Source organism: Duganella paludis (genome assembly GCF_054461335.1).
Map to the genome: position 1 here is coordinate 5,059,444 of NZ_CM136922.1, position 19,030 is coordinate 5,078,473.

Below are 19,030 nucleotides of genomic sequence, written 5' to 3' on the forward strand. Positions count from 1 at the left end.
TTTATTCGTAGTGCAGCGCTTGGGTCGGACTCAGGCGCGCGGCGCGCCAGCCGGGATAGAGTGAGCACAGCAAGGATAGCAGATAGATCACACTTGCCGATAGCACCACCGCGCCGAAAAACACCGGCCAGTTCAGGCTTTCGCCGAACACGCCCGTCAGCGGTAGCTGCACCAGCAGCACCAGCGCGACCAGAATGGCGCTGGTGCTGAGCAGCATCTGCTCGGCGATGATCTGCCGGTAGATGTGGCCGGAATCGGCACCCAGCGCGCGCCGCAGGCCGATTTCCGGAATGCGCTGCGTGGTGTTTTGCCACAGCACGCCGAACAGGCCGAAGGCCACCATCACCAGCAGGAAGGAGGAGATCACCGACAGGATGATAAGCGGTATCAGCTGCGCGCTGAGCATGGACTTGCGCGCTTCGGTCTGTGGTGTGATGACGAAGGTCCAGTCGTTACGGATCTGCTTGAGCTTGGCGTTGAGCCGTGTCTCGAAGATGCGAGGCGTGCCCGGCTTGACCTTGAGCATGATGTTGTTGGCCGCGCTCGGCCCCACGCCGGGGATGTAGCGCGGGAGCATGAAGTAAACCGGGTCCATGAGTTCGCCATGCGAGCGGAAGTGGGCCATCACGCCGGTGACGCGGAAGCGCTGTGGTGCCTCCTTGCCGCGCGCCTGGACCATGTACAACTGACCGATCGGATCCTTGCCCGGGAAGTATTTGTCGGCCAGGCGCTGGTTGATCACCACCGGCGTGGCGTCGGCGCCGTCGTCCATCTTCGAGAAGAAGCGGCCGGCCGAGGGCGTCATGTCCATGGTCTTGAAGTAGTCGTCGGTCACGCCCATGCCATCGATGGTCAGCACGTTGCTGCCGTCGGGCAGGGTGTATTCCTCGGTCCAGCGCGACATCTCGTAGGTGCCGAAGGAGCTGAAGGCGACCGACTCCACTTCGGGCAGGTCGAGCAGGCTGCGCTTGATGCTGTCGAAGATGGCGGCGTCATTGGGCAGGTCCTGCGCGGCGCGAATGCTGACCGACCACTGGTCGCGCCAGCCGTGGCCGGTGGGCATCTGGTACAGCTGCCAGTAGCGCAGGCCGAAGGCGGCGATGGCGAACACTACCACGAAGGCCAGCAGGATCTCCAGGCTCAGCATCAGGTTGCGGGATTTGCGTTTCCAGATCAGTTTGAACAAATGGCGCAGCATTATGCGGTTCCTTTCAAGGCGTGTACCGGAGCCAGCCGGGACATTTTCCAGGCCGGGATCACGCCCGACAGCACGCCGAACACCAGCGTGATCAACAGGCCGTAGCCGAACACCGGCAGGTTGAGGTGCACCTGCAGGTAGGGAATCAAGCCCGAGCCTTCCAGCCACCACAGCACGCCGGCTGCCAGCACCAGGCCGATGGCGCCGCCGATCAGGCACAGCAGCACGTTTTCCAGCACCAGCTGGGCCACCAACTGGCGGCTGGTGGCGCCGAAGGCCTTGCGCACGCCGATCTCGCTGCTGCGCTCCATGATGCGGCCGACGTTCAGATTGATCAGGTTGAGCGCTGGCAGCATCATGAATAGCACCATCAGCACCACGATGCTGGCGACCAGCTTGGGAGCGCCGCCGTCTTCGGTCTGGTCACTCAGCAACGAGCGGGCGAACACCTGGAGCTTGGAGTCGCCCCAGAATTTGGCGGTGTTGAACACGTTCGGGTCGTCGAACTGCACTGTGGTGGCGGCCTGCATAATTTCCTTCTTTAGGGCCGGCAGTTCGTCGGCCGAGCGCGCCATCATGATGGCGGTGTAGCCGCCGAACAGGGTTTTGCGGTAGTCGGTCGACGGCTGCGAGGTGACCGGCACCCAGATGTCCGAGAAGGCGTTGATGTGCATCTCGTCTTGCACCACGCCGATCACGGTGAAGATCTGGCCGCCGGCGCTGAACTTCTGGCCGAGGTAGCTCTCGCCGGGGAACAGCTTGCGTGCGGTCGACTGATTAAGTACGGCCACCATGCGGCCATGCGCCACGTCGTCGACGTTGAAGACGCGGCCGGCGAGTACGGTGAAGTCGAGGATGCGCCAGTATTCGGCGTCGGTGTGGCGCATCATCAGGCTGCTGACCTGGTCTTTTTGATACACGGAGACCGACATCGGGAAGCTGGAGGCCGACACCAGTTCGGCGTTTTTCAGCGGCTTGAGGTACTGGTCGATGAGCTTGTAGCCGAGCGTGCCGGTGCGGCGGCCGCCCTTGTCGGTGTGGGTCGACTGCATCATCAGCATTTGCACGTAGCGCTCGCTTTTGCCTTCGACGCCGGTGGGATAGAAGGTGTTTTGCAGCAACGCGGTCACCACCATCAGCACCACCAGCGTCAGCACGATGCACAGCAGATTGATCGCGGTGAACAGCTTGCGGCGCATGAAGACTTTCCATGCCGTGAGCAGATAATTCCTGAACATGCGAGCTCCTTAAGCGACCAGCTGGCCGTCGAACACGCGCACGATGCGGGTGGCCATGCGGGCTTCCTGCTCGTTGTGGGTGACCATCACGATGGTGGTGCCTTCGCTGTGCAGCTTGAGCAGGATGTCCATCACCTCTTGGCCCATCTTGCTGTCCAGGTTGCCTGTGGGTTCATCGGCCAGCAGCACTTGCGGTTGGCCGACGATGGCGCGGGCGATGGCCACGCGCTGCTGCTGGCCGCCGGAGAGCTGGTTCGGGTAGTGGTCCATGCGCGCGCCGAGGCCGACTTTTTCCAGCGCCTCGCGCGCCAGGCGCTGGCGCTTCTTGGCCGAGATATCGCGGTACAACAGCGGCAGTTCGACATTGTCGATCACGCGCAGGTCGTTAATCAGGTGGAAGCTCTGGAAGATGAAGCCGAAGGTGTTGTTGCGCAGTTTGGCCACGTACTTATCCTTGTACGAGGCGACCGGCGTGCCGCCGACGTGGATGGCGCCGCTGCCCGGCTCGTCGAGCAGGCCGATCAGGTTCAGCAGCGTGCTCTTGCCGCAGCCGCTGGGGCCCATGATGCTGACGAACTCGGCTTTCTCGACGTGCAGGTCGATGTCTTTCAGGGCCAGGGTTTCGACCTTGTCGGTCTGGTAGGTTTTGCTGACTTTGTTCAGGCGGATCATGTGGGGCTCCTTCGTTATTGGGCCACGCGGACGCTGTCGCGGTCCTTGTAGCGGCTGGTATCGGAAATGATGAGACGGTCCCCGGCGCGCGCGCCGGAGAGGATTTCGACGGCCTTGCCATCGCTGGCGCCGATGGTGAGCGTGGTCTTGCGGGCGATGCCGTCGCGCACCACGAAAATGTCTTGCTGCCCTCGGCCGTTGAAGGCCGGGCCGTTGTCGGCCAACAGGGCGTTCTGTTTTTGTTCGGTGATGATGTTGACCTCGACCCGCAGCTTGTTGCGCAGCATGGCGTGGTGCGGTTCGGCCAGGCTGACTAGCAGCTTGACGGTGCCGTTCTGAATTTCCGGCAGCACGGTCTGTACTTCGCCGCGCAGCTTGACGTTGCCCTGTTCGACCAGCACCTGCTGGCCGGCGCTGAGCGCACGCGCGTGGAAGTCCGACAGCGAGGCCTCGACCTTGTAGTTGTTCAGCTCGGAGACCTTGACCACCAACTGGCCGATGTTGACGCTGGCGCCTTCGTCGGCCAGCAGCCAGGTCAGCATGCCGGAAAAGGGCGCGCGCACCTGGGTTTGCGCCAGCAGTTGCTGCTGTTCGTGCAGTTGCTTTTGGAGGATGCTCTTCTGCAGGCGCGCACCTTCGATATTGCTGTTGGTGACGCGCTTGCTGTCTTCGATCAGTTCGCGGTGCTGGCGCAGCTGGATCTCGTTGCGCTGGACGTTGAGTTCGGCCGTCAGCAAATCTTCGGCCGAGACGCCGCCGGCCTTGCGCAAGGTCTGGTAGCGGCCGAGCTTGACGCGGGTGGCTTGCAGGTCCAACTCCAGCAGCTCGATGGCGCTGGCTAGCTGCTTGCGTTTCTGGTCCATTTCCAGCGTTAGCGCCAGGATGCGGTTCTCCTGCTGCGCCAGCTGTTCCTTGAGCGAATCGATGGCCAGCTGGATGGTACGGTTGTCGAGTTCGAGCAGCAGTTCGTTGGCCTGCACCTGCTGGCCCAGCTTGGCGTGGACTTTGGCGACGCGGGTCTGGATCGGGCTCGACACCATTTCCTCATGCACCGGGATCACGATGCCGGAAGCGTTGATGGTGTTGGCGATAGCGCCGCTGCGGACGGTGGCGAGGCTGACGCTGTCGGCATCGACGCTGGGGCTGACGGCGCGGTTGATGGCCCAGGCGGTCAGGCTCAGCGTGGCGAGCAGGGCGGCGACCGCCAGCGCGGTCTTGCGCTTGCGGCTGGCGATGATGGTGGGGCTGATATTGGTATCCATGCCCGGCTCATTGCAAGCCCCGTGCCACCTGTTTGATAAAAGGACAAAACGTTGTAAATCAAGGGACTAAGCTAATCCTGCCAGGCCCAACCATATTCCCGGTTGCCCGTACCCGCTCACCACCGTCCGAAACCGGACACCCGTAGAAAAGGAGAATCCATGGAGTGGCTTCAATTTCTTGCCTGGGCGTTTGTGTACATCGCTATTCCAATATTTGCACCAATTGCGCTACTTCCATTGTTGGCGATAGGACGAAGATTTCGTTCCTCTGCCCACGCCGTTGTGTACAACGCGGTCAAGAATGGGCAACTGCTGTGGGTTGCCATTGCGATGAGTGCAGGGACCTGCTACGAGATCGGCGTATATTTGGAGCACGCTTCTGTGTCTGGCCGGGCATATGGCTGGATCGGCTTGGCAACAGGCATATTTTTTATGGTCTTTTCTGCGGTATTAGTGATGCTTGGCGCGATAGACGGGCTGGACGAGGAATTTGACGCGAAAAGTGCAGAACCCTCCAGGATATTGGTGATATCGGTCTTATTGACGACTGCTGCCGCCATGCTGCTTGGCTTCGCGCACTACTTCATCGATTTTAGCTAACCGGAGGCTGCGATGATTAAACTGCTCGACGCATTTTTCGACTATGTGGCTGTTCGCAAGCAGCGCGAACGCGTCATGACGTGGATTGGTGTCACGTCGATTGTCATGGCCGCGAGCTATGCGGTTGCCGTTGTCGCTTATTTTGTCCTCCGCTAGCGCAGGCGCGTGGTCATGCTGGTGTAGCTGAAGTAGTGGCCGTCGATGTGGAACATATTCGGGATCTCGCCGGTTTTGCGGTAGCCGTGGCGCTGGTAGAGGTTGATGGCCGGCGTGTTCACCGACAGTACCTGCAGGTCGATCCATTGGATGCCCGACACCAAGGCCCACTGGGCGGCGTGCGCCAGCAGCGCGCCGCCCAGGCCCTGCTGGCGAAAGGCGCGGTCCACGCCCATGCCGAGCAGGCAGCGGTGGCCGGTGTGGCGCTCCGGATGGCCGCGCAGATCGATGTGGCCGGCGATCTGGCCGTCGGCGTCACGCACTACCCACACGCGGCGCCAGCCGGGCTGGCCCACCTCGATTCCCATGCCGGCCTTGAACCCATCGGCCTTCTCGACGGGGAAGCGCGAGTCGGCGCGCGGCAACGGCTGGAAATAGGCCGTGCCGTCGCGGCCGTTGTCGGACAGGTGATCGTTCAGGTAGTTCAGGAAGAGCTCGAAATCCGCCAGCGCCAGTTTTTCTATGTTCATATTTCGATGTGGGAATTTTCCAACGATTGATTTATACCAATGTGTTAGGGTGATGTCCATTGTGCATCATGAAGCGGAGGAAGTATGCCTCGTTTGTGGACTGCCGCATTGCTGCTTGGCGTGCCGCTGTTGGCCCAGGGCGCTGAGGAAAAAGACCAGATCGTCACCGATCGTCCGGATTTCGTCGAATCGAGCAACGTGGTGGGCGCCGGCCGCTTCCAGATCGAAACCAGCTTCGCGCTGGAGCGCGACAAAGCCAATGGCGGCAAGCAGCGCACGTACTCGACGCCGACCCTGCTGCGCTTCGGCCTCAGCGACAACTGGGAGGCCCGCATAGAAACCGATGGCCGCATGCGCGTCGTCACCGACGATCCCGGCGGCGGCCGGCAAACCGACAACGGCTACGCCGACGTCTCGCTTGGCGTGAAATGGCACATGGCTGATGCCGACGGCTCGTTGCCGTCGATGGGCGTGCTGGCCCACCTCGACCTCGATAGCGGCACGGCCGCCTTCCGCGCGCCCGGCAAGGGCGGCTCGCTGCGGCTGGCCGCAGAATGGGAACTGCCCGGCGACCTGGGCCTGGGCGTGATGCCGGGCCTGGCCTGGCAGCGCGACGACAACGGCGCGCGCTACACCAGCGCCATCTTCGGCGTGGTGCTGGGCAAGGAGTGGAACGAGCGCTTCCGCAGCTTCATCGAATACTCGGCGCCGCAGATCGCCCGTGGCCGTCACGGCGGCACGGTCACCACCTTCGATGTCGGCGCGGCGTATCTGCTGACGGATCTGGTACAGGTCGATAGCGCGCTGTCGCGCGGGCTCAACCGGAACACGCCGGACTGGAGTTGGACCGTGGGCCTGTCCATCAAATTCTAAGCAGGGAGTGCCATGCGATTCACGATCAAGCAGCGCCTGTTGTTGATTAACCTGGCGACACTGGTGTTCGTCAGCCTGGTCGGGCTGGTGGGCTATTACGCGGTGCACGTGCTGGATGAGTCGATGGACGCCATCAGCACCAACAGCGCGGCCATGAAAGACCAGTTGCAGGCGGACCAGGCGCACGACGCCCTGCGCGCCGACGTGCTGGCCGCGCGTCTGGCGGCCGAAAAGAACGACCCGGCCGAGGTCAAGGAAGTGCGGCAGGACACGGCCGAGCACATCGCCCTGTTCCGCAAGCTCATCAAAGACATGGACGCGGCCAATACGGACGCCGAGGTGCGCCAGGCCATGGAAAAGGTGCGGCCGGACGTAGACCGGTATCTTGCCAGCGCCGAAGAAATGGTGAACCTGTCGCTGACCAACGCGGCGGCGGCGCAGGCGAAATTCCCGGCCTTCATGGACAGCTTCCGGGTGCTGGAAAAGAGCATGGCGGCGCTCAGCGATTTGATCGAGAAGAGTACGGACGCCACGCGCGATGTGGGGGATGCGGCGGTGGTCAAATCACGCATCCACATTATCGGCTTCGGCCTGTTGGCGGCGGTGGTGTCGCTGGTGCTGGGGCAGATCGTCTCGCGTTCCATCCTGTGGCCGCTGGAGGAATCGGTGGGCTTCGCCTCGCGCGTGGCGCAAGGGGATCTGTCGTCGCAGATCGCGGTGGACGCGGACGACCGCACGGAAACCGGCCAGCTCAAGCGGGCCCTGAGCGACATGAACAGCAGCCTGCACGGCATTGTCAGCCAGGTGCGCAGCGGCACGGACGCGATCGCGCTGGCGTCGGGCGAAATCGCGACCGGCAACCTGGACCTGTCGGCGCGCACCGAGGAACAGGCCAGCTCGCTGGAGGAAACGGCGTCGTCGATGGAGGAGATGACCTCGGCGGTGCGGCAGAACTCCAGCAACGCGGGCGACGCCAACCGGCTGGCCTCGTCGGCGGCGCAAGTGGCCACGCGCGGCGGCGCGGTGATGGCGCAGGTGGTGCAAACCATGGGCGGCATCAACGCCGCGTCGCAAAAGATCGTCGACATCATCTCGGTGATTGAAGGCATCGCCTTCCAGACCAACATCCTGGCCTTGAACGCGGCGGTGGAAGCGGCGCGTGCGGGCGAGCAAGGGCGGGGCTTCGCGGTGGTAGCGTCGGAAGTGCGCAGCCTGGCGCATCGGGCCGACGCGGCCGCCAAAGAAGTGCGGCAACTGATCGAAGCATCGGCGGCGCAGGTGAGCGAGGGCAGTGCGCTGGTGGGGCAGGCGGGCGGGACGATGGAGGAAATCGTCGGCGGCATCCAGCGGGTGACGGTGATCGTCGGCGAGATCGCGGCGGCCAGCCGCGAGCAGGAAATGGGCATCGACCAAGTGAATCAGGCGATCGGCACCATCGACAGCGCCACACAGCAAAACGCGGCGCTGGTCGAACAAGCGGCGGCCGCAGCCGGCGCGCTGCAAGAACAAGCCGCGCGCCTGGCCGAAGCCGTCAAAATTTTCCGGCTGTAATTCAGGGTCAGCTCTGTCATTCGGACATTGCGGAACTTTTGGCCAGCCAAAAAGTTCCGCAATGTCCGAATGACAGAGCTGACCCTGAAGTTTAGGCGGCGAGGCGGTGGAGGTGGCGGGTGGGCTGCGGCTTTTGCGGCTTGCGGCGGCTCGATAGTTGGGCCGGCGCGGCCGCGCTGGCCTGGCTTCCGCTGAGTTTGAAGACGCCTACCAGTTGCACCAGCTGCTGCGCTTGGTCTTGCTGCGCTTCGGCCGCTGCCGCCGCTTCTTCCACCAGCGCGGCGTTTTGCTGCGTGACGGTGTCCATTTCGGCGATTGCGTGGTTGATCTGCTCGATGCCGGCTTCCTGCTCGTGGTTGGCGGTGCTGATCTCGCTCATGATGGCGGTCACCGACTGGACTGCGGCGACGATTTTTTTCATCGTCGCGCCGGCTTCACCCACCAGTTGCGTGCCGGCGCCGACCTTGCCGACCGAGTCGTCGATCAGGTGTTTGATTTCCTTGGCCGCTTCGGCCGAACGCTGCGCCAGCACCCGCACTTCCGACGCCACGACCGCGAAGCCACGGCCTTGTTCGCCGGCGCGCGCCGCTTCCACCGCCGCATTCAAGGCCAGGATGTTGGTCTGGAAGGCGATGCCGTCGATGACGCCGATGATGTCGACGATCTTCTTGGCCGATTCGTTGATCGCATCCATGGTCTGCACCACGTTCGCCACCACGGTGCCGCCCTGGACCGCAATGTCGGACGCGTTTTGCGCCAGCGTGTTGGCCTGGCGCGCGTTCTCAGTGTTTTGCTTGACGGTGGCCGTCAGTTCTTCCATCGACGAGGCCGTCTCTTCAAGCGAGCCGGCCTGCTGCTCGGTGCGCGACGACAGGTCCATATTGCCCGAGGCGATCTCGGTGGCTGCCGTGACGATGGAGTCGGCGCCGCTGCGCACCTGGCCGACGATGTCCGCCAGGCTGTCGCGCATGCCCTGGATCGCGAACAGCAGGCTGTGCTGGTCGCCGTCGCGCAGGATGATCGGCACGGCCAGGTCGCCGCCGGCGATTTTGCCGGCAATCGATGCCACGTGATTCGGTTCGCCGCCCAATTGGCGCAACAGCTGGCGCGAGATCAGCCAGGCCAGCGCCGCACCCAGTGCCAGCGAGGCCAGGCCGAGGATGATCGCCAGATTGCGCGATTGCACATAGGTTGCCTCGGCGTCGGCGCGCGCGCGTTCCATGCTGGCGCTCTGGTGCGCGATCATGGCGTCGATGGCGCCCATGTAGGCCAGTTGCAGGCCGCGCATTTTGCCCAGCATTTCGTCGACTGCGGCATCGACGTTGTCTTCGCGGCGCAGGCGCATGACTTCATCCAGCGATTCATTGTACGGCGTGCGTGCCGCTTGCATGGCCTGGAAAAATTCCTGCCCTTTGGCGGACTTGACCGTCTCGCTCAGTTTGGTCATGGCCTCGTTGATCTCCTTGCGCTTTTCCGCCACGACGGTCAATTCCTTTTCGGCCTTGGCGTCGTCGTGGATCAGCAGCGCGTTGCGCAGCGAGCGGGCGATCTTGTTGTTGTGATTCATGATCAGCTGCGCCTGCAACACTTTTGGATAGGTTTCAGTGACGATTTCGTCGCTGCTGCGCGCCAGTTCGCTCTGGCTGTAGAGGCTCAGGCCGGTGGAGATCGCCAGCATCAGCAAAACGGCGCCAAAACCGAGGCCCAGCCGCGTGCCTACCTTGAGGTTGTTGAGTTTCATGTTGATATTCCGAAGTCGAGGTAACTCGCGTTCCGCTGGGAACGTTGGCGGGAATAAGGCCGGAGAGGAAGTTGGGGATCGCGAGAGTTTGGCGATCAATAGTGCTGTGAATTGTCACCAATATACACTTTGAATTCCCGTATGGCAACAAAATAAAAATGCCATGCTTTGTTCATCCATATGCGTGTTGCTTGGGACCGTTTCCATTACACTTGGCTTTCTGTTCACTTTTATGTCAGGAAATGGTGGAGACCCATGACTAACAATAATGCATCAAGGCTGGATGTGATCGATGCGCTGCGCGGCTTCGCCATCGTATCGATCATGCTGTTGCACAACATCGAGCACTTTGACTTTTATTTCGCGCCGGGCGGCCTGCCGGATTGGCTGAAGGCCATCGACAAGGTGATCTGGGACAGCCTGTTCTTCTTGTTCGGCGGCAAGTCCTACGCCATCTTTGCGTTGCTTTTTGGCATGACTTTCTACATCCAGTTCCACAACCGCGAGCTGCGCGGCGAGGATTTCCGGGCGCGTTTCGCGTGGCGGCTGGTGCTGCTGCTGGGCTTCGGACTGATCAATTCCATGTTTTATCACGGCGACATTCTGAGTATTTACGCGGTGCTGGGCTTTGCGCTGATACCGGTGGCGCGATTGAGCAATCGCTGGGTGGTGGCGATCGCGATTGTTTTATTGTTGCAGCCATATGCATGGCTGGAAGTTATTCAGGCTTTGCCGAATCCGAATGAGAAATTGCCGAATCCTGCATCGTGGGCATATTTCGGTGTCGCGAATGACTATTTCGCCAACGGCTCGGCGGCGCAGGTTTGGTGGGGTAATCTGACCAATGGAAAAATCGGTGTAATACGCTGGAGCTGGGAGAATGGCCGCATATTCCAGATCCCTGCATTGTTTATGCTCGGTATGCTGGCTGGCCGCAAGGGCGTATTCAAGGAAGGCAATGGTGCATTCTGGCGCCGTACCTTATTGGTCGCGGTGGTGGCATTTATTCCACTTTATCTATTGAAAACGTTTCCGCAGACGTGGGGAGTAGGGCCAGCGCTGGAACGTCCGCTGCTGACGATTATTACGTCGTGGTCCAACGTTGCATTCATGGTGGTGCTGGTTTCCACATTTACGCTGCTGTTTTATTCACGCCGCTGGCTCACGGTATTCTCGCCTTTGGGGCGCATGAGTTTAACCAGCTATGTGGTGCAGTCGATTATCGGTACGTCGATTTATTACGGCTTTGGCCTCGGCATGTATAAGTACACCGGCGCCAGTTTCGCTTTGGCGATCGGCATCGCCCTGGCGCTGGTGCAGCGACAGTTCAGCGTGTGGTGGCTGGCCCGTCATTCCCAAGGACCGCTGGAAACGCTGTGGCACAGAATGACATGGGCCGGTATCGCATCCCCGGTTCATGCCAAGAATTAGCACGTACACACCAGAATTGAGCTTGCAAAGGGCGGCCGGCAGCGATGCCGGCCGGCCCGCTTATTCGTCGTCGGGATTGGTCCAGGTAATCCGACCGTGGCCGGATTCATTGAGGCGGGTAATCAGCGCTTCGGCTGCGGTGGCGGGCAGGCTGAGTTCGAATTTAACATCATCGGCGTGCAGGACATTATCCAGGCTGGCGCCGGCCAATTCAATTTCCCGTCTTACCATGCCCTCCATGGCATAAGGTGCGCTGCAGATCAGGAATCGCTGTTTGATAATCGCGATTTTATCGGCTGTTAATAATGCCTGTGCCACGCTGTCGGTATATGCGCGCACCAGGCCGCCGGCTCCCAATTTAACGCCGCCAAAATAACGCACCACGGTGGCCAATACGCCTTCCAGATCCTGGTGACGTAATACGTCGAGCATGGGACGGCCTGCGGTGCCACTCGGTTCGCCATCATCCACCGCTGCGGATTGGCCGCCGGCTAATAATGCCCAGCATACGTGGGCGGCGCCGGGATGCTGGGATTTTAATTCGGCCACGATTTTCTGCGCGGCGGCGCGATCGGTCATCGGCTGCACGCGGGCGATAAAGCGGCTTTTTTTAATCAGCAATTCGTGATGAACCGCCGTGAGTATGGTTTGAGGCATGGGGGCGTATGGTGCCAGAATTTAGCCGTAAAGACGAGGGCGAATGGGACGGCACGGTATAATCCGGTCAGTATCCCAACCGAGTATAACGCCATGACCCATCCTTCCCCAGCGCCACATCTTGCAGCCTCAGACGGCGATCCGGGCGAGGACGATGAACTGATACGCCAGCTTGGCCTGGCCGACAAAGGCGTGTCCCTGTCCCGGCTCGAAGGCCGAGTGTTCCTGCGCATCACCGGCGTGGTTGAGTACGGCGGCCGTCGCGTGCCTTACGATCTGGTGCCGGCCCAGGGCGTGCTGGCCAAGCCGTCCAAATGGCGCAAGATGGATGCAGGTACGCGCGGCGCATTGCTGCGCGAACGCGCCAGCGACGAGGTCATCGCCGAGTTGCATGGCTTCGTTGTTGCCTTCGTACAAGAACTGGCCGACGCCTGCGACGATTGCGACATGGACGCCGAGCCCTTCCTGAACGCGCTGAGCGACATGCAGATTTCCGAGCCGGCCGGCCTGGTGTTCGATCGCATCCGCCAGCGCCTGGAGCACGCGGTCGAGCGGGAGATGGAGGAGCAGCACGCCGAGCGCACCCGCCAGAGCATCAACCTGGCCGAGTATCCGGCTTCGTTCGAAGTGGCGCGGCGCATGAAGCGCAAGTTCATCGCCGTGCTGGGGCCGACCAATTCCGGCAAGACCCATCTGGCGATGGAAGCGCTGGGCAAGGCGCCGAGCGGCGTGTATCTGGCGCCGCTGCGTCTGCTGGCGCTGGAAAACTACGAAAGATTGCAGGAAGTGCAACAGCGCGGCAAGCCGCTGGCGGTCAGCCTGGTGACGGGCGAGGAGCGTCGGCTGGCGCCGGGCGCCACGCACATCGCCAGCACGGTGGAGATGCTCGATACGCAAACACCGGTGGACGTGGCCGTGATCGATGAAATCCAGATGCTGGCCGACCGCGACCGTGGCGCGGCCTGGACCGCCGCCGTCTGCGGCGCGCCGGCGCGCGTGGTCTACCTGGTCGGCGCCCCGGAGGCGCGGCGCGCGATCGAAGTGCTGGCGGCGCGGCTGGAGTGCGAGCTGGAAGTGCATCTGCTCAAGCGCAAGGGGCCGCTGTCGATGGAACCGACCGCCGTGCGCAAGCTGAGCAATCTGCGCCGGGGCGACGCCGTGATCTGCTTCTCGCGCCGTGAAGTGCTGATGTGGCGCGACATGGTGACGGAAGTAGGGCTATCGGTGGCCACGGTGTACGGCAACCTGTCGCCGGAAGTGCGGCGCGCGCAGGCCCAGCGCTTCCGCGATGGCGCGGCCGACGTGGTGGTGGGCACCGACGCCATCGCCATGGGCCTGAACATGCCGATCGCGCGCGTGGTGATGACCACCAGCGTGAAGTACAACGGTTACGAAGAGGAAGAGATCCCGGCCGCGCTGGCGCGTCAGATCTCCGGCCGGGCGGGCCGCTATGGCGTGCACGAGGAAGGCCTGGTGGCCGGCTACGACAACGAGACGCACGAAGTGATGCGCTCGCTGCTGCGCGAAAAACCGGTGCCGCTGAAAACCACCGGCTTCGCCGTGGCGCCGACGCTGGAGCATCTGCACCGCATCTCGTCGGTGACGCACGAGCACGCGCTGGCCAAGCTGCTGAAACGCTTCGTGCACAACATCGACGTGCCGGACGGCTTCTTCTACCCGCGCATCACCGAGGACCAGTTCGAGCGCGCCGCCTGGCTCGACACCCTGCAGCTGACCGTGGCCGAGAAGTTTGCGCTGTCGCTGGTGCCGATCTCGGCCAAGGTGCCGTCGTTGCAGAACGCCTGGGAGAATTGGGCCAAATCGTTGGCGCACAAGAAGGTTACGCATCTGAAGGGCGGCGATACGCCGCTGCACTACATGAATCTGCAGGAGGTGGAGGACGCCTGCCGCTTGTATTCGGCCTACGCCTGGCTGGCCTACCGCCAGCCCGAGTATTTCCCCGACACCGAACTGGCGCTGCGCCTGTCGCGCGAGGCCTCGGAGCGGGTGGATGCCATCCTGCAGGACCAGAACTCGGCGGCGCGCAAACGCCAGCCGCGCAAGTTCCGCCGATAGCAAAAAAGCCAACCGGACGGTTGGCTTTTTTGTGTGTCTTGGTAGGCCGTGCGGGATTCGAACCTGCGACCAACGGATTAAAAGTCCGCTGCTCTACCAGCTGAGCTAACGACCCAAGGGCCGGAATTCTAATGCCTTGCGACAAAAAATTCAAGGGCGGGACGTTATTCATTTGTATCTGCGCGCCACTAATGGGGCAACCTCAGCTATGATGTCGCCCTGTCGTTAAAAGCAATGTTTTAAACGTAAAACGTTGCATCGCAAGGAATAGGGATGAAAGTAGTTGCAGAGGCGACGCTTGGCATGGGTAAGCCGGCCCCGTCGCAATTTGGTTTGATCAATCTGTTGAAAGCAGGCGCAGCGCAGCTGATCGTCTTGCATCATCTGGCATTTTACGGCCCGATGTCCGATCACGCGCGCGTGTTGTTCCCGTCGCTGATCGAATGGCTGAGTGACAGCGCGCGCATCGCCGTCCAGGTATTCCTGGTGATCGGTGGCTTTTTGGCGGCCAAATCGCTGGCGCCGTCCGGCCATGCCGGCTATTCCTATCCGCTGCTGGCCATCTGGCGCCGCTATGTCAAGCTGGCGCCGCCGTTCGTGGCGGCCACGCTGATCGCCGCCGTCGCCTCGGCCGGGGCCGCCATGTGGATGACGCATGATTCGATTTCCTCCCCCGCCACGCTGGCGCAAATGGGCGCGCACGCGCTGTTGCTGCATGGCGTGCTGGGTTACGCCTCGGTGTCGGCGGGCGCCTGGTATGTGGCCATCGACTTCCAGCTGTACGCCTTGATGGTAATGGCGCTGTGGGTGGCCGGCATTGTCGAAGGCCGGCGTCCCCTGGCGTGGCTGATGCCGCTGGCGGTGGCGCTCGGCGTCACCTGGTCGCTGCTGTACTTCAATGTGGACGCCAGCTGGGACAACTGGGCGCCATACTTCTTCGGCAGCTACGGCTTGGGCGTGATGGCCTGGTGGGCCAGCGATCCGCGCCGCAAGCCCGGCATCGCCGTGATGCTCATGATGATGGCGCTGTTGCCGGCGGTGGCTGGGCTGGCGCTGGAGTTCCGCAGCCGCATTGCGCTGGCCGCATGCGTGGCGGGCGTGCTGTTCCTGTTCGGCCGCGTGCGGACCACATCCGAAGGCCGCGCCTGGACCACCATCAACGGCCTGGGCAAGATTTCGTACTCGGTATTCCTGATACACTTCCCGGTATGCCTGCTGATCAACGCCGCCTTCACGCGCTTCATGCCCGCCGAGCCTTTGTGGCAGGCGCTGGGCATGCTGGTGGCGTGGGGCTGCAGCCTGACCGCCGGCGCCGCCTTCCACCGCTGGGTGGAGGATCCGCTGGGCCGCGCCATCCACTTCCTCACGGAACAGGTGGTGGTGCGCGACGTCCACATGCCGCGTCCGCTTAAAACCTGATCATGCATCAGCCGAACGCTTTGCCGCCTTCGATCAGTTTTTGGCAGGCGTTCCGGTTCTGGTTCAAGTTGGGGCTGATTAGTTTCGGCGGGCCGGCTGGGCAAATCTCCATCATGCATCAAGAGCTGGTTGAAAACCGGCGCTGGATCTCCGAGCGGCGCTTCCTGCACGCGCTCAATTACTGCATGTTGCTGCCCGGCCCGGAGGCCCAACAGCTGGCCACCTACATCGGCTGGATGATGCACAAGACCAAAGGCGGCATCGTGGCGGGCGTGCTGTTTGTGCTGCCGTCGCTGGTGATATTGATCTTCTTGTCCTGGCTGTATATCGCCTTCGGTGAATTGACCATCGTGGCCGGGCTGTTCTATGGCATCAAGCCCGCCGTGACCGCCATCGTGGTGCAAGCCGCGCATCGCATCGGATCACGCGCGCTGAGGAACAACTGGCTGTGGGGCATCGCAGCCGCTTCCTTTATCGCCATCTTCGCGCTCAATGTGCCGTTCCCAGCGATCGTGGCGGCGGCTGCCGCCATCGGCTATGTCGGCGGGCGCGTCGCGCCGGACAAGTTCGCGCTCGGTGGCGCGCACGGCAAGGCGGACCAGTCTTACGGCTCGGCGCTGATCGATGACGACACGCCCATTCCTGAACACGCGACCTTCCGCTGGTCCCGGCTGGCCCGTGTGGTGGCGGCCGGCGCGGTGCTGTGGGCCGTGCCGATGGGCCTGCTGACCGCTTGCTACGGCTGGCACCACACGCTGACGCAAATGAGCTGGTTCTTCACCAAGGCGGCGCTGCTGACCTTCGGCGGCGCCTACGCGGTGCTGCCGTATGTGTACCAGGGTGCGGTGGGACATTACGGCTGGCTGAACGGCACGCAGATGATCGACGGCCTGGCGCTGGGCGAAACCACTCCAGGCCCGCTGATCATGGTGGTGGCGTTCGTCGCTTTCGTGGGTGGCTACGTCAAGGCCGTGTTCGGGCCCGACACCTTGTTCCTGGCGGGCGCGGTGGCGGCGTCGCTGGTGACGTGGTTCACTTTCCTGCCGTCGTTCCTGTTCATCCTGGCCGGCGGGCCGTTGGTCGAGTCCACGCATGGCGAGCTTAATTTCACGGCGCCGCTGACGGCGATCACCGCTGCGGTGGTCGGCGTGATCCTGAACCTGGCGCTGTTCTTCGGCTTCCACGTGCTGTGGCCCAAGGGCCTCGCTGGTGCGTTCGACTGGACTTCGGCCGCGCTCGCCATCGGCGCGGCCGTGGCGTTGTTCCGCTACAAGCGCAAGGTCACGCATGTGATCGCGGTGTGCGCTGTGGCGGGGTTGATCATCCGCGTGATGTGAGCTGGACCGGCGCGGCCGGCCATTTGCTAACGCTTAGCTGATCAAGGCGCTTTTTTCTTCTGCACCTGGCGCTGCTGCTGTTTGCGCTGGGTCTCGTTCTTGTTCTGCTTGGCCTGGTAGATGGCGGCCGCTTCCAGCTTGGCTTGCGCGAAGGTGCGCAGCTCTTCCTTGTCGTCGTGGGTGACGAAATAATCGTTCGCCTGCGCATCGACCACCAGCTTGATGGCGGCTTCGTCGGTCAGCTCGTACAGTTCGGTGAGGAGGGTGGTTACCTCGTCCAGGAATTCTTCGTAAGTCATGGTAGTGCTCTCTATTGAATGGCCAGGAAACAAGAAAGCCAACCCGCAGGCTGGCTTTCTCGAGCATCCCGGTAGTGAAGCGGCAGGCATCGCAAACGCGGATTTTACCATGCCTGCTGAAATGGCCTGATTTGCGGCTGTGCCGGCCTAGTAGGGATCATTTGTGGTGTGATAACAGAACCAGCATCAATACGATCATGCCAATCGACCATGCGACACCAAAAATTCCAGCAAACAGGTCATGGAACCTGTCGCTGATGATGAGTCGGCGGATGAAATCTCTCATGGAAATTCTCCCGATGTGCATCGCGATTTGTGATTTAAGTTTAGCACTCTGAAAGCATGGCGTGTAGAAGGGGGTAATAGCAGGACATGATCGCCGCCATGACTATTGAAATCCACACCACGATCACACGAACTCGTTGCTCTCGCAATGTGCGGGAAGTATTCAATGCAATGAATATCGAGCTAAAGAAGGCGCCGAGTATGCAAAGACCAAGCGTCCATGAAATAGTTTCTTTCAGTTCGGGGCACCTATCATAAGCGGAAAACGCTTCATACCCAGCCGATGCCAACATACTGAGCGCAACCCAGAATAGCTGGCCCTGATCAACGGTTTTCTTCAGCATGCGGATGAACGCATGCCAGCCGTCCGTCGCGGTGGCGACCGCAGCGATGACAGCGAAAGGCAGCAGCACGGGCACGAGCACGTTGAAAGCCGCCCATCCTGGTTGGTTTTGTATTTGCGAGAAATAGAATGCGAGCATGTTAGCAACCGTCGAAGAACCGCCGCCACCGTCGTCTGCGTCTAGGTTTCCATTGAAATGCCCCAGCGGTGGAGTAGATATCTCATATCAGCACCTTTAAGCGTGGGCTTGAAGGTGCCAGTTTCTTCTCGACTGAGAGTCATGTTTTGCGCCGGCTCAACTAAGCGGCTCGGCCCAGGTTTCATGTGCGTGCTTGTGCATGCTTTGAAAGTTTAAATCGCTGAAAGAACGTGAACGGGCGATGTGCGCCTAAGGGCACCGAGAATATGGGAATGACCAATCCCTTCTTTGGGAAGAGCTTAAGCTTCCAGGTTGTCTCGCCGAAAAATTTAAACCAAACGGCATCGTCTTCCGCCAAATCCAGATCGGAAAAAATTCCTGTTGAATACATGAAGTACATCCGCGCATAGTCTGCGACATTCAGATGCTGGTCGAGCAGGTAGATGTTGAGCGTCTCTTCAAAAGGCACGTCATTGGTGAGAAAGAGCAGAACAAATCCGTTCCATCTGAGGGCAGCCTCGAACACGGCCCCTTCGAGGAACTTACCCGTAGCTATGCCTGCCACAACAACTTCACATACCGGCTCGATCTCCGAGGTCGAGGCGGTGATGACGCGTATCGAGTAGTCTGGAGCGTGTACTAATTTCATGGAAGGCGGAGCTTCTTCGCTGAGTGGCAAGCTGATTGGGTGCAACGTCAAAAGTTCGAATGAGCTTCATTGACTTGAGCTTCTGAAATGGCTTGCGTTCGTTCAGGCTGCGGCTTGCCTTGAACTCGAAAATGCCTAAAGCATCTGAACTTGCGGCTGACGCCGCTCGGATCGGAAAGGACGGGGAAAGCGAACTCCCGCTCAGCTAGCAGCACCAAGCGCCAGACCGTGCCGCCGAAGAAACGAAATGTCAGTTCATTTGGTGGTAGTAGGCTCAGCTTGGCAAAGGTGCCGGTGGAGTACATCGTTCCAAGGCGAGCTGCGTCGAGCAACGCCATGTTGGCGTCGAACATATAAATTCTTAGAACTTCTTCGAAGGGAATGTCGTCGGTGAAGAAAACGATGCGACCACCGTTCCATTCAACAGCCGCTTCAAGTATCACGCCGGTTACGATCAGTCCTGTGGACTTGCCATCCACCAGCAGCTCGGAAGATGCTGTCTCGGTATCTGTATTGGGTGACGCCAACCGTGCCGTGAATTCTGAGGATGAAAGCAATCTCATGAGCGATATCG

The 19,030-nt window shown here is 61.3% G+C and carries 20 protein-coding genes and 1 tRNA gene; 8 read left to right on the plus strand and 13 right to left on the minus strand.

Annotated features, from left to right (window positions below; translation table 11 throughout):
- Position 1 precedes the first annotated feature (1 nt).
- Genes ACXZ1M_RS22280 through ACXZ1M_RS22295 form a run of 4 tightly spaced genes read right to left on the minus strand, consistent with a single transcriptional unit; the run spans position 2 to position 4,370 of the window.
- On the minus strand, positions 2-1,198 hold the full coding sequence (locus ACXZ1M_RS22280) for an ABC transporter permease (RefSeq protein WP_459049802.1): 1,197 nt from the start codon (positions 1,196-1,198) through the stop codon (positions 2-4).
- Complete coding sequence (locus ACXZ1M_RS22285) at positions 1,198-2,436, minus strand: ABC transporter permease (RefSeq protein WP_459049803.1); 1,239 nt, start codon at positions 2,434-2,436, stop codon at positions 1,198-1,200. Before ACXZ1M_RS22285 ends, ACXZ1M_RS22280 begins: the two co-directional genes overlap by 1 nt.
- 9 nt (positions 2,437-2,445) lie before the next feature.
- Positions 2,446-3,108 (minus strand): ABC transporter ATP-binding protein, encoded by a 663-nt coding sequence (locus ACXZ1M_RS22290; RefSeq protein ID WP_459049804.1) that lies wholly within the window; start codon positions 3,106-3,108, stop codon positions 2,446-2,448.
- Between the two features lie 14 nt (positions 3,109-3,122).
- Positions 3,123-4,370: an efflux RND transporter periplasmic adaptor subunit gene (locus ACXZ1M_RS22295; protein WP_459049805.1), complete on the minus strand. Its 1,248-nt coding sequence runs from the start codon at positions 4,368-4,370 to the stop codon at positions 3,123-3,125.
- Between the two features lie 159 nt (positions 4,371-4,529).
- On the opposite strand from ACXZ1M_RS22295, the gene ACXZ1M_RS22300 reads away from it, so the two are divergent.
- The gene (locus ACXZ1M_RS22300) at positions 4,530-4,970 is read left to right on the plus strand and encodes a hypothetical protein (protein WP_459049806.1); all 441 of its coding nucleotides are present in this window, start codon (positions 4,530-4,532) and stop codon (positions 4,968-4,970) included.
- A 12-nt stretch (positions 4,971-4,982) separates the two neighbouring features.
- Positions 4,983-5,126, plus strand: a complete 144-nt coding sequence (locus ACXZ1M_RS22305) for a hypothetical protein (RefSeq protein ID WP_459049807.1) — start codon at positions 4,983-4,985, stop codon at positions 5,124-5,126.
- Here the strand turns inward: ACXZ1M_RS22305 and ACXZ1M_RS22310 are convergent.
- A complete protein-coding gene (locus ACXZ1M_RS22310) occupies positions 5,123-5,656 on the minus strand; it encodes a GNAT family N-acetyltransferase (RefSeq protein WP_459049808.1) in 534 nt (177 codons plus the stop codon). The genes ACXZ1M_RS22305 and ACXZ1M_RS22310 overlap by 4 nt on opposite strands.
- An 84-nt stretch (positions 5,657-5,740) precedes the next feature.
- On the opposite strand from ACXZ1M_RS22310, the gene ACXZ1M_RS22315 reads away from it, so the two are divergent.
- Both ACXZ1M_RS22315 and ACXZ1M_RS22320 read left to right on the plus strand, forming a co-directional pair.
- Positions 5,741-6,529 (plus strand): transporter, encoded by a 789-nt coding sequence (locus ACXZ1M_RS22315; protein WP_459049809.1) that lies wholly within the window; start codon positions 5,741-5,743, stop codon positions 6,527-6,529.
- A gap of 12 nt (positions 6,530-6,541) precedes the next feature.
- Positions 6,542-8,080 (plus strand): methyl-accepting chemotaxis protein, encoded by a 1,539-nt coding sequence (locus ACXZ1M_RS22320; protein WP_459049810.1) that lies wholly within the window; start codon positions 6,542-6,544, stop codon positions 8,078-8,080.
- 91 nt (positions 8,081-8,171) lie between these two features.
- On the opposite strand, the gene ACXZ1M_RS22325 is transcribed toward ACXZ1M_RS22320, so the two are convergent.
- Entirely contained in the window at positions 8,172-9,821 is a 1,650-nt protein-coding gene (locus ACXZ1M_RS22325; RefSeq protein ID WP_459049811.1) for a methyl-accepting chemotaxis protein, read from the minus strand.
- Between the two features lie 255 nt (positions 9,822-10,076).
- Here ACXZ1M_RS22325 and ACXZ1M_RS22330 point away from each other — a divergent pair, with 255 nt between their 5' ends.
- The gene (locus ACXZ1M_RS22330) at positions 10,077-11,252 is read left to right on the plus strand and encodes a DUF418 domain-containing protein (protein ID WP_459049812.1); all 1,176 of its coding nucleotides are present in this window, start codon (positions 10,077-10,079) and stop codon (positions 11,250-11,252) included.
- Between the two features lie 60 nt (positions 11,253-11,312).
- On the opposite strand, the gene ACXZ1M_RS22335 is transcribed toward ACXZ1M_RS22330, so the two are convergent.
- Positions 11,313-11,909 (minus strand): IMPACT family protein, encoded by a 597-nt coding sequence (locus ACXZ1M_RS22335; protein WP_459049813.1) that lies wholly within the window; start codon positions 11,907-11,909, stop codon positions 11,313-11,315.
- 93 nt (positions 11,910-12,002) lie between these two features.
- On the opposite strand from ACXZ1M_RS22335, the gene ACXZ1M_RS22340 reads away from it, so the two are divergent.
- Positions 12,003-13,985 carry a helicase-related protein gene (locus ACXZ1M_RS22340; protein WP_459049814.1) on the plus strand — a complete coding sequence of 661 codons (1,983 nt, stop codon included), beginning with the start codon at positions 12,003-12,005 and terminating at the stop codon, positions 13,983-13,985.
- Between the two features lie 39 nt (positions 13,986-14,024).
- On the opposite strand, the gene ACXZ1M_RS22345 is transcribed toward ACXZ1M_RS22340, so the two are convergent.
- Positions 14,025-14,100, minus strand: a tRNA-Lys gene (locus tag ACXZ1M_RS22345).
- Between the two features lie 158 nt (positions 14,101-14,258).
- On the opposite strand from ACXZ1M_RS22345, the gene ACXZ1M_RS22350 reads away from it, so the two are divergent.
- Both ACXZ1M_RS22350 and chrA read left to right on the plus strand, forming a co-directional pair.
- Positions 14,259-15,404, plus strand: a complete 1,146-nt coding sequence (locus ACXZ1M_RS22350; RefSeq protein ID WP_459049815.1) for an acyltransferase family protein — start codon at positions 14,259-14,261, stop codon at positions 15,402-15,404.
- Positions 15,405-15,406: 2 nt separating this feature from the next.
- Positions 15,407-16,741, plus strand: a complete 1,335-nt coding sequence (chrA, locus tag ACXZ1M_RS22355) for a chromate efflux transporter (protein ID WP_459049816.1) — start codon at positions 15,407-15,409, stop codon at positions 16,739-16,741.
- Positions 16,742-16,782: 41 nt separating this feature from the next.
- Here the strand turns inward: chrA and ACXZ1M_RS22360 are convergent, their stop codons facing one another.
- From ACXZ1M_RS22360 to ACXZ1M_RS22380, 5 genes are all read right to left on the minus strand, one after another.
- Positions 16,783-17,040 (minus strand): hypothetical protein, encoded by a 258-nt coding sequence (locus ACXZ1M_RS22360; RefSeq protein ID WP_459049817.1) that lies wholly within the window; start codon positions 17,038-17,040, stop codon positions 16,783-16,785.
- Between the two features lie 157 nt (positions 17,041-17,197).
- Positions 17,198-17,326, minus strand: a complete 129-nt coding sequence (locus ACXZ1M_RS22365; protein ID WP_459049818.1) for a hypothetical protein — start codon at positions 17,324-17,326, stop codon at positions 17,198-17,200.
- A 40-nt stretch (positions 17,327-17,366) separates the two neighbouring features.
- Complete coding sequence (locus tag ACXZ1M_RS22370) at positions 17,367-17,807, minus strand: hypothetical protein (protein ID WP_459049819.1); 441 nt, start codon at positions 17,805-17,807, stop codon at positions 17,367-17,369.
- Positions 17,808-17,988: 181 nt separating this feature from the next.
- Positions 17,989-18,456, minus strand: a complete 468-nt coding sequence (locus ACXZ1M_RS22375; RefSeq protein ID WP_459049820.1) for a hypothetical protein — start codon at positions 18,454-18,456, stop codon at positions 17,989-17,991.
- 47 nt (positions 18,457-18,503) lie between these two features.
- Positions 18,504-19,019 carry a hypothetical protein gene (locus tag ACXZ1M_RS22380; protein WP_459049821.1) on the minus strand — a complete coding sequence of 172 codons (516 nt, stop codon included), beginning with the start codon at positions 19,017-19,019 and terminating at the stop codon, positions 18,504-18,506.
- Positions 19,020-19,030: the final 11 nt, after the last annotated feature.

Bases quoted from the DNA above. Each gene is read 5' to 3' on its own strand.
- ACXZ1M_RS22280 (WP_459049802.1), bottom strand. From the start codon at position 1,198: ATGCTGCGCCATTTGTTCAAACTGATCTGGAAACGCAAATCCCGCAAC.
- ACXZ1M_RS22285 (WP_459049803.1), bottom strand. From the start codon at position 2,436: ATGTTCAGGAATTATCTGCTCACGGCATGGAAAGTCTTCATGCGCCGC.
- ACXZ1M_RS22290 (WP_459049804.1), bottom strand. From the start codon at position 3,108: ATGATCCGCCTGAACAAAGTCAGCAAAACCTACCAGACCGACAAGGTC.
- ACXZ1M_RS22295 (WP_459049805.1), bottom strand. From the start codon at position 4,370: ATGGATACCAATATCAGCCCCACCATCATCGCCAGCCGCAAGCGCAAG.
- ACXZ1M_RS22300 (WP_459049806.1), top strand. From the start codon at position 4,530: ATGGAGTGGCTTCAATTTCTTGCCTGGGCGTTTGTGTACATCGCTATT.
- ACXZ1M_RS22305 (WP_459049807.1), top strand. From the start codon at position 4,983: ATGATTAAACTGCTCGACGCATTTTTCGACTATGTGGCTGTTCGCAAG.
- ACXZ1M_RS22310 (WP_459049808.1), bottom strand. From the start codon at position 5,656: ATGAACATAGAAAAACTGGCGCTGGCGGATTTCGAGCTCTTCCTGAAC.
- ACXZ1M_RS22315 (WP_459049809.1), top strand. From the start codon at position 5,741: ATGCCTCGTTTGTGGACTGCCGCATTGCTGCTTGGCGTGCCGCTGTTG.
- ACXZ1M_RS22320 (WP_459049810.1), top strand. From the start codon at position 6,542: ATGCGATTCACGATCAAGCAGCGCCTGTTGTTGATTAACCTGGCGACA.
- ACXZ1M_RS22325 (WP_459049811.1), bottom strand. From the start codon at position 9,821: ATGAAACTCAACAACCTCAAGGTAGGCACGCGGCTGGGCCTCGGTTTT.
- ACXZ1M_RS22330 (WP_459049812.1), top strand. From the start codon at position 10,077: ATGACTAACAATAATGCATCAAGGCTGGATGTGATCGATGCGCTGCGC.
- ACXZ1M_RS22335 (WP_459049813.1), bottom strand. From the start codon at position 11,909: ATGCCTCAAACCATACTCACGGCGGTTCATCACGAATTGCTGATTAAA.
- ACXZ1M_RS22340 (WP_459049814.1), top strand. From the start codon at position 12,003: ATGACCCATCCTTCCCCAGCGCCACATCTTGCAGCCTCAGACGGCGAT.
- ACXZ1M_RS22350 (WP_459049815.1), top strand. From the start codon at position 14,259: ATGAAAGTAGTTGCAGAGGCGACGCTTGGCATGGGTAAGCCGGCCCCG.
- chrA (WP_459049816.1), top strand. From the start codon at position 15,407: ATGCATCAGCCGAACGCTTTGCCGCCTTCGATCAGTTTTTGGCAGGCG.
- ACXZ1M_RS22360 (WP_459049817.1), bottom strand. From the start codon at position 17,040: ATGACTTACGAAGAATTCCTGGACGAGGTAACCACCCTCCTCACCGAA.
- ACXZ1M_RS22365 (WP_459049818.1), bottom strand. From the start codon at position 17,326: ATGAGAGATTTCATCCGCCGACTCATCATCAGCGACAGGTTCCATGAC.
- ACXZ1M_RS22370 (WP_459049819.1), bottom strand. From the start codon at position 17,807: ATGCTCGCATTCTATTTCTCGCAAATACAAAACCAACCAGGATGGGCG.
- ACXZ1M_RS22375 (WP_459049820.1), bottom strand. From the start codon at position 18,456: ATGAAATTAGTACACGCTCCAGACTACTCGATACGCGTCATCACCGCC.
- ACXZ1M_RS22380 (WP_459049821.1), bottom strand. From the start codon at position 19,019: ATGAGATTGCTTTCATCCTCAGAATTCACGGCACGGTTGGCGTCACCC.